Below are 4,818 nucleotides of genomic sequence, written 5' to 3' on the forward strand. Positions count from 1 at the left end.
GATTACCCGCCCCGCTTTGATTGTGGCCGATGAGCCGGTTTCCGCGCTCGACGTTTCCATTCAGGCGCAGGTGCTCAATCTGATGATGGATTTGCAAGACAAATTCGGTCTGTCTTATCTCTTCATCAGCCATGATCTGGGCGTTGTGCGTGTGATTACCGACCGTATCGCCGTGATGCATCTGGGGCGTATTGTCGAAGAAGGCCCGACCAATACGGTCTTTGACAATCCACGCCATCCTTACACGCAAGCATTGGTCAATGCGGTGCCGAAACCATTTTCGGGACGACGCAAACGCTCAAAGCCAGCGGGTGAACATGTTGTTGCTGTTCATACAGAATTCACAGGTCGGGGATGCGCTTATGCGCCAGCCTGTCCGATGGCTCAGGCGATCTGCCTACAACAAGCGCCCGAACAAAGATCAATCCAGCAAGGCTGGTATGCCCGCTGCCATTTTGCCTGACATTTACATCCATGTTTTTAAGGAGAAACCATGACAAATCTTGCTGATCTGTCCGCAGTTGAACTTGTTACGGCCTATAAATCTAAAGACCTTTCTCCTGTCGATGTTACAGAAGCGGTTATCACCCGTATTGAGGCTTATGAACCATCGCTGCATGCGATGTGGGCATTTGACCCCGATGCTGCGCGTGAAGCCGCCAAACAGTCTGAAGCCCGCTGGATGCAAGGCGCGCCTGCCGGTGCCATTGACGGTGTACCGCTGACGATCAAAGAAAATATCGCCACCAAAGGTACAGCCGTGCCGCTTGGTTGTGCGGCTTCCGACATGACACCAGCGGCAAAAGATGCGCCTGCTGCTGCCCGCACCCGCGAAGCCGGTGGTGTTATTTTGGGCAAAACCACCATGCCTGATTTAGGCATGTTGTCCTCCGGTCTTTCCAGCTTCCATGAGCTGGCCCGCAACCCTTGGAACTTGGACACCAATCCGGGCGGCTCCAGTGCCGGTGCCGGTTCTGCTGCTGCTGCCGGTTATGGCCCGTTGCATATTGGCACAGATATTGGCGGATCCATCCGTCTGCCTGCCGGTTGGTGCGGTATTGTCGGTTTAAAGCCGTCATTCGGCCGTATCCCGCTTGATCCGGCCTTTTTGGGGCGTGTTGCCGGGCCAATGACCCGCACCGTTGCCGATAGCGCGCTTTATATGTCTGTGCTGTCCTTACCTGATCGCCGTGACGGAATGAGCCTGCCTTATCAGGAGCTGCCTTGGATGGATCTGGACATCGATCTTAGAGGCAAAAAAATCGGTCTCTGGCTGGATGCAGGCTTTGGGGAACCAGTGCAACCGCAAGTGAAAGCAGCTGTTGAAGCAGCAGCCAAACTCTTTGCCGATGCTGGTGCCATTGTCGAGCCGATTGAGCCGTTCCTTAATCGCACCATGATTGATGGTCTGGATCGTTTCTGGCGCGCTCGTTCCTGGAGCGATGTTTCGAAAATGAGCCGTGAAAATCAGGAAAAAATTCTGCCATATATTTTCGCATGGACAGAAACCGCCAAGGAACTGGATGGTCAGGAAGTCTATACCGGCTTTGCGCAGATGGATGCGATGCGTTACGCCTGCCTCAAAGCTTCCGAAAACTTCGACTTTATCATTTCGCCAACCGCGCCAATGCCGACCTATCCGGCACATTGGGCATCCCCTGTTAATGATCCGCAAAAGCCGTTTGAGCATATTGCTTTCACAGTGGCGATGAACATGTCGGAGCAGCCGGCCATTTCGGTCAATTGCGGCTACACGAATGATGGCTTGCCAATCGGCTTGCAAATTTTCGGACAGCGCTTTGATGATCTGGGCGTACTTCGCATGGCGAAAGCCTATGAAGATATGCGTCCTGCACAAAAACCTTGGCCTGTAATCGCCTAACAACGGGAACACAAAAATGTCGATTGAAGTTGAATGGGCGCGTATGACCGCCCCTGATCTGCGCAGCATCGCAGAACGCGGCAATGCACTGGCTATCCTGCCTGTAGGCTCGCTGGAACAGCACGGGCCCCATCTGCCGGTTATCACCGATACAGCGAGCGCCAGTGCCGCCGCCATCCGCACCGCCAAACTGGTGGCAGAAGATGTGCCTGTTGCCGTTCTGCCAGGCCTTTGGCTTGGCATGAGCGAACATCATCTACCTTTCGGCGGCACGATCACCGTTGATTATCAGGCTTATGAAGCCATGCTGCGCGGTATCGTCAAATCTCTGAAAGCGCTCGGCTTTGCAAGGCTCTTGATTGTCAATGGGCATGGCGGCAATGTTGATCCGTTGGCTGTCGCAGTGCGTGAACTGGCGGTGACTTATGATCTGCCAATTGTTGCCACCACGCCGTGGTTCCTGGCACCAAAAGAAACTGCTGCCATCTTTGAATCCGACACAGCCCCAAAACATGCTTGTGAGGGTGAAACTTCAGTGATGATGGCGATTGCTGGTGATTGTGTGAAAGCCGACAAGCTGGACGAAGCAATGCAGCAAGCACCAGAGCCTGTGCATGCGCCGGACGGATTCTCACGCTTTTACTCTTTCTCGGAACGTGCACCGATCACCGGCACATGGGGCGACCCGCGTCTGGCGAGTGCTGAAAAAGGCGAAAAATTCCTCGCTATTCAAGCCAAAGCACTGGCTGATGCGATCAAAAACCCTGCTCTATGGTCACGTCCGGACCCAGTCTGGCGTGCCAATCGCGGACTAGAAACAACAGCTGGAAAGGCAGATTGACTTTTAAAATAGGCGGTCATAATGGCCGCCTTTTTATACCAAGTAGAGACTAACATAATTCAGTTACGCGGACATAATGCAACATTGCTTAAAGAAGTTGTACATGCACTAAAAATGTGCGGGTGGTCGGCGTTCAATTCCCCCCACACCAATTGATTTTATTGGATAATTTATATGTTATTAATATAAAGTTTGACAATTTGTGTAACGAATAGAGGTACAATTTAATTTCTTGTTTTCAAATATAATTAGCTATTACTTATGGAATGATTGCGAGGCTAGTAGTGATGAATATTCAATATTAAGAAGAAGCTTAAATATAAAATATTATTATATGTCAAAAATATTTCACTATTTATTTAAAGAATTTAACAGGCAAACAGAGATAATAAAGTCCCTTATTAGTTCAATAAGATTGCACTCCAATTTGGCTCTATATGCTGATAACACCAGTGCATGGTGAATAAAAAAATAATGAAATAATTTAATGAAATCCAATGCGACTTCTTCCAGGTCGTACAGTAATCTTGACTGTTGCTGTATTTTAGGCGATGAGCACGATAATATAATTTTCGTTAAGGTCACCAACTATGAGAATTCTCTATATATTATTAGCTCATAACGAGCCGGAAAATTTGTATAAGATTGCGGATACATTAGTATCTGCATCACTTGATGCTGAAGTAATAATTCATTTCGACGGCAATGCATCTGAAAAAAATTACAATATATTAACTTCCCTAATCAAGAATAATGAAAAAATTTACTTAGCCTCAAAAAGAATTAAATGTCAATGGGGAACATTTTCTTTGGTTGATGGAACTCTTCAATCATTAAGAACAGTTAAAAAATTAGGCCGAAACTATGACTACGTTATGTTACTTAGCGGGGCTTGCTTACCTTGTAAGCCACTGAAACAACTTGAGGAGTTTCTTTCCTTAAATAACGGAAAGGAATTCATCGAATTCAACGATGATAGCTGGATGGTTGGAGGTTTACGTAAAGAAAGATATCATTTCTACTTCAAAAACGGCGCTTCAAAGACTAAAAATTTTTTTGAGGACAAATCAGTAGAATTACAACGCTTTCTTGGCATAAAACGCCGCGTTCCTTTAAATATGGAAGTTAGATTTGGATCGCAATGGTGGACTTTAACCTGGAAAACATGCTTGAAGATTTTAAGCCTTCTAGATCAAAATCAAAGAATTGAAAAATTTTTTAGACAGACGTATATTCCCGATGAAATGTTTTTTCAAACATTAGTTGGATATGTAGTTCCACATGCAAACATCACTAATTACAATCTAACTTTTTATAAGTTTACAGATTATGGTAAGCCAATTGTATTTTATGATGATCATATAGATTACGTATTTAACTTGAATAAGTTTTTTTACAGAAAAATTTCAAATGAGGCTAAACGTTTATTTCAAGCTAGTTTAGATACAGCTCACCGTAAAGATAACAATTTAATACAATTTGACCCAAGTACGAAAAACAACGACTTTGAACTAAAAAAACGTGCCCAGACATGGTTTCCAAAACCTGGTACTATTTATTACAAAAGCCAGTATATAGAAGCACATGGCGAATGTTTAGAAGCCTCGAATCGTCCTTATGTTTTAGTACTCGGTCTACGAAATGATATTCAATTATTTATTGATAATTTATCAATAAATAAAGTAGAATACATAGGAAGATTGTTTTCTAAGTCTAAAGTTTTTGAAGGGGCCCCCTTTGAGGAATTTTATGGTCTTCGAGAAAATGAGAAACAGATCCGAGATATGGATCAATTCTTATATTTAACGCGCGTTATAAGTAGGGCTTCAGCATTACCTATAATTAGCTGGGCATCTGGTGACCACACATGGCCATTAAATAAAATCTTCAATGATCCTAATGCGTTAAAAATATTTATCTCTCCTAAATCATCAAGATATGAGGATTGGATTAACGAATTTAAGTTGGATTATTTGAATGCAACGCAAACAAACAAAATACTCCCAGGTCTAAGTCAAACTACTTATTTGAAGGCGCGAGAAACAATGATTCATGATGATGTTGTTCCACATAATATTCAGAATTTGTTTAATGC

The 4,818-nt window shown here is 44.6% G+C and carries 4 protein-coding genes; all 4 read left to right on the top strand.

All coding sequences use genetic code 11. The features are described 5' to 3' along the window. Positions 1 to 463, top strand: a 463-nt coding sequence (locus ACI0FR_RS15625; RefSeq protein ID WP_461667976.1) for an oligopeptide/dipeptide ABC transporter ATP-binding protein, incomplete at its 5' end; no start/stop codon positions are given. A 30-nt stretch (positions 464 to 493) separates the two neighbouring features. Continuing rightward, positions 494 to 1,882, top strand: a complete 1,389-nt coding sequence (locus ACI0FR_RS15630; RefSeq protein ID WP_404906935.1) for an amidase — start codon at positions 494 to 496, stop codon at positions 1,880 to 1,882. A 16-nt stretch (positions 1,883 to 1,898) separates the two neighbouring features. Continuing rightward, a complete protein-coding gene (locus ACI0FR_RS15635) occupies positions 1,899 to 2,723 on the top strand; it encodes a creatininase family protein (protein WP_461667977.1) in 825 nt (274 codons plus the stop codon). Positions 2,724 to 3,313: 590 nt separating this feature from the next. Beyond that, positions 3,314 to 4,818: beta-1,6-N-acetylglucosaminyltransferase (locus tag ACI0FR_RS15640; RefSeq protein ID WP_461667978.1), on the top strand; the 1,505-nt coding region annotated here is incomplete at its 3' end.

Origin of the sequence: Paenochrobactrum sp. BZR 201-1, from assembly GCF_044987585.2 — a bacterium.
Taxonomy (GTDB): domain Bacteria; phylum Pseudomonadota; class Alphaproteobacteria; order Rhizobiales; family Rhizobiaceae; genus Paenochrobactrum; species Paenochrobactrum pullorum.

Bases quoted from the DNA above. Each gene is read 5' to 3' on its own strand.
- ACI0FR_RS15630 (WP_404906935.1), top strand. From the start codon at position 494: ATGACAAATCTTGCTGATCTGTCCGCAGTTGAACTTGTTACGGCCTAT.
- ACI0FR_RS15635 (WP_461667977.1), top strand. From the start codon at position 1,899: ATGTCGATTGAAGTTGAATGGGCGCGTATGACCGCCCCTGATCTGCGC.